We start from the raw sequence: 3,866 nt of genomic DNA, 5'->3' as shown, positions 1-3,866 counted from the left end.
ATATTCAATGTATCTTGGTCAGCAAATAAAAATCTATCCTTATTTTTCCGATATAAAATAAGGCTTTCCTTACTTACCGCCTCCCAATCGTTTGCCTTAAAGCCCATTACACCTGAATTGAAATAATTATCCTGTCCAATACTGTCAATTCCAATACTATTGAAGTATTGCCGGCGCTTTTTCCAATCTCCGGATGCACTTTTTATTTTTAGAGCCATAGGGTCGTGTGCTGCTAGGATAGTTTCATCTGATATTTCGTAATTTAAGAGTGGAGCTACTGATCCTGCTATTTGTGTATCTCCATCTAAGTATAGAATGTTTTTATATGATTTAGATAGAATTTTACTTATAAAAAAACGCGCACACAACATTGGATTTCCATTCAATATTGAAGGAGGGACATTTATGAATTTTATATCGTTTGTTTTGCAAAATATATCTGCGGCATAAACTAAACTATTGTGCGCACCAAAGTATATTACCTGCACGTCAGCGAGGCTGATTGGAACATTGTCGCGCATTTGCTTAGCGCTTAACAGAGTGGGAAATAGATATCCGCAATCTGTTGTATAACAGCAGCATGATGTTGGCATAGATTTTATCTCTTGATTAATCTGAACGGCAGGTAAAGAATTTATTCATAGAGCTCTACGCCCTACCTAATATGGCAGATGCAAGAGTTATAATAGGAGCGGCAATTTTAGCAAGAAATTATCGGCAAACAAATATTGCCATAATACTTTACACAGATATTTATAAGTCCGATGGGAGATTTCGCGGCCTGAATCATTTGGCGTAGTATACGTTTTGTATTTTTAATCTGATGAAGAATAATGCCAAACAATTTGCAGTAGGCTGTTCAGGAATCATTGGTTGAGGCGGGCCAGCCGAAGGCGAAGACGCGGCCACACGATCTGCCACCCACCTTTTCCGTGATCCTGTGTCACCATTAGAATGGGCTCGAGTGGCGCGCGATGCCATAGGAACTAGTGCACAAACGCCGACGGATGGGCCACCTGCCTGTCCTCTAACTCGCTGCTGCGGCTTCGAAAACTGCGCTGCTCTGTGCACGTTCTGTCGGCGTCAGAGCACTAGCGGTACCTGGGCACTTTGATGTGAGAGGGCAGCGTGAAGCGCCTTCAGCCGTGGTGGCACAGGACGGGCGGAACCAGCTTGGCGAACAGCCGTTCGATGATGGCCTGCCGCACGGCGGGTAAGATGGCTGACGGCGGCGGCCCCGGAAGGCAATGTGTCATTTTTTCCCCGCCCCATCCAACAATGCTCAGCGAGGCGCAGGTGCTGCAGGTAGGCGCAGGCGATGCACGCCATCAACGCGTGTCGATGCAGCCCAGTCCAGGACCGTCCCTCGAAATGGTCGAGGCCGAGATCTTCCTTGAGCTGCTGGTGGGCCTGCTCGCAGACCCAGCCCGTCTTGATCGTGCCTGCCAGGAAGCGCCGTGACGTTTTGGCCGGCAGGTTGGACAGGTCGTATTTGTGCTCACCCGACGAGCGGCACTCGCCCACGAGCCAGACGTCCTCGCCGGGCAGATGCCGGTTGTTGCCCCAGACCGGACCGTCGCCGACCCGCACCCGGATGGCGGCGAACCGGGCCGAGAGTTTGCCCTTCGTGCCCTGGCGCCACGTCACGCGCCGCCAAGATCAGCTCGGCCAGCACCGCCTCGGCCTCCCGCGGCTCCTGGTCCGGCGAAGGTTTGCGGGCGCGACCAGTCAGCGGCACGAGTTGCACGTCGGCCGCGTAGGCCTTCTGGTTCCTGACGATGCCGACGGCCCAGCGCAGGCCCCTTGCATCCAGACCGTGATGGAAGGCGGCGCTGACGCCGTAGCCCGCATAGGCCAGCACCGTGCTGAAGCGTAGACCGGCGGCCCTCAGGCGATCCAGTTCCAACAGTGCGATCTCACCCTTGGTCCGCTGCACGATCGCGGCCTCGGGCACGCCGGCCTGCACGCATCGTTGCGGATCGCTCGTCCATGCCTCGGGGTGGAACAGGTGCAAGCCCACCGGCACGGGCACCTCGCCCTGCGCCAGGCTGAGGGAGACCAGAGACTGGCAGTTGGCCTGCTTACCCAGCGCACCGCAGTACTGGCGCGCCACCCCGACCGAGCGCGTGCCCTTCTTCGGCAAGGCGGTGTCGTCGATCACCAGGCAGGCATCGGATCCGCCGACCAGCTGGTCCGCCTGACGGGCCAGCTTCGTCCGGAGCGGTCCGTCGTCCCAGGCGGGGCTGGCGATGAAGTGCTGCAGCTGGTCGTGGCCCGACAGCCCAAGCCGTGCCGCCATCGGCTGAAGGCTTTTGCGATCCCCCGGAGCGAACAGGCCCCGGAGATAGAGCGGTGCCCAGGTCCGCCGGGTCTTGCGCCCCATCGCAGTCAGGAACGGGGTCAGCTAGGTGTCGAACTCGTCCATCCCCTCGCGACCCCGATCCATTGCTGCTTCAACGAGCTATCCTAGGAGAAACAACGCAGCAAACGCCCTCAAAGTGCCCAGGTAGTGCTAGAGGCTGTTATGGGCCCGTGGCTTGGGGATTCCAGATGAAGGGGGCATGACCCCTTCGCGCAGACCCTACCCATCCGACGTCTCCGATGATGAGTGGGTGCTGGTCGCCCCTTATCTGACCCTGCTGCGCGAGGATGCGGGGCAGCGCGAGCATAGCTTGCGCGAGGTGTTCAATGGCCTGCGCTACGTCGTGAAGACAGGAGCACCATGGCGCTGGATGCCCAACGACCTCCCGCCCTGGGAAGCCGTTGACCCGCAGGCCCAGCGCTGGCTGGCAGCCGGCTGCGAGCACCTGGCCAGTGCGTCTCATGTGCCGCGTGCTCGAAGTCTCCGCCAGTGGTTATTAGGGCTGGCGGGAACGTCCTGAGAGCGACAGATCGGCAGCCAACCATCAGCTCTTGGACAACGTCCGACGTATTCATGTCGGGCATCAGAGGCGCCACGGCTCGCCTCGGATTCATGCTGCCCTGCGCGCAGAGGGCCGAACAGTTAGTCGAAGAGGGTGGAGCGTCTGATGCGCCGTCACGGCATCCAGGCCCTGGCAGGGCGTCTATCCGGGCCTGCACGACCGACAGCCGCCACAATCTGCCGATTGCACCCAACCTCCTGAAGCAGCAGTTCTCGGCGGCGTTGCCCAACACGTTTTGGTGGGCAGATATCACCTATCTGCCCACCGGAGAGGGCTGGCTCTACCTGGCCGCCGTCCTCGATCTCGCCACTCGCAAGATCGTCGGCTGGTCCCTGCGCGAGCACATGCGGACCGAATTAATGTCGGCGGCTCTGATGATGGCCCACAACGGCAACGACCGGGGGCTTGCCTCAACTGCCACTCGGATCGCGGCAGCCAATACGCCGCCGAGGCCTACACTCAGACCTCTGGACCGCGATCCGAAATGCTTTCAAAGCTTCCGCCCGCACGAATGTCGAAACTACGTCGCGGCCGCTGGATACGAGCTGAGCAGGGGTACCCCGACATAAAGGCGGTGCGCGAGGCGTGGTTTGTGAACCAGCCCGACCTCAACCCTGCCCACCTCGTGTTCTTCGACAAGACCTGGACCTCCCCAACATGGCTCGCACTCGTGGGCATTCACAGCGCAGCGCGCGGCTGTGCTCGCCCGTGCCAAACGGCCACTGGAAGACGACCTTCGCCGGCCTGCGCTTGTCGTGGATCGCCGTGCCCTTGTTGATTGACGGGCCAATCAACTGCGACGCCTTCCAGGCCTACGTCGATCGGGTCCTAGTACCCGAACTCATCCTCGACGACGTCGTCGTCATTGATAACCTCGATAGCCACATCAACAAATATAATAATATTACTGCGCTCTAAAAATATACTTAATTAGTCCTATTA

1 protein-coding gene and 4 pseudogenes are annotated in these 3,866 nt (G+C 58.0%); 3 read left to right on the top strand and 2 right to left on the bottom strand.

Features of this window, described 5'->3' with window-relative positions; all coding sequences use genetic code 11:
* Together FV227_RS28105 and FV227_RS28100 are read right to left on the bottom strand one after the other, a co-directional pair.
* On the bottom strand, positions 1–521 hold a 521-nt coding region (locus FV227_RS28105), incomplete at its 3' end, for a glycosyltransferase (RefSeq protein WP_281407543.1).
* A gap of 562 nt (positions 522–1,083) precedes the next feature.
* Positions 1,084–2,383: pseudogene (locus FV227_RS28100) on the bottom strand (IS701 family transposase).
* 178 nt (positions 2,384–2,561) lie between these two features.
* Here FV227_RS28100 and FV227_RS28095 point away from each other — a divergent pair.
* The 3 pseudogenes from FV227_RS28095 to FV227_RS28085 form a co-directional block, all read left to right on the top strand.
* Positions 2,562–2,795, top strand: a pseudogene (locus FV227_RS28095) (transposase); the annotation flags it as partial.
* 4 nt (positions 2,796–2,799) lie between these two features.
* Positions 2,800–3,387: pseudogene (locus FV227_RS28090) on the top strand (IS3 family transposase); the annotation flags it as partial.
* An 81-nt stretch (positions 3,388–3,468) separates the two neighbouring features.
* Positions 3,469–3,809, top strand: a pseudogene (locus FV227_RS28085) (IS630 family transposase); the annotation flags it as partial.
* Between the last annotated feature and the right edge of the window lie 57 nt (positions 3,810–3,866).

This window comes from Methylobacterium sp. WL119, from assembly GCF_008039875.1.
GTDB lineage: Bacteria > Pseudomonadota > Alphaproteobacteria > Rhizobiales > Beijerinckiaceae > Methylobacterium.
The sequence above is the reverse complement of the archived record's forward strand: the minus strand, read 5'-3'. Positions and strand labels throughout refer to the sequence as shown.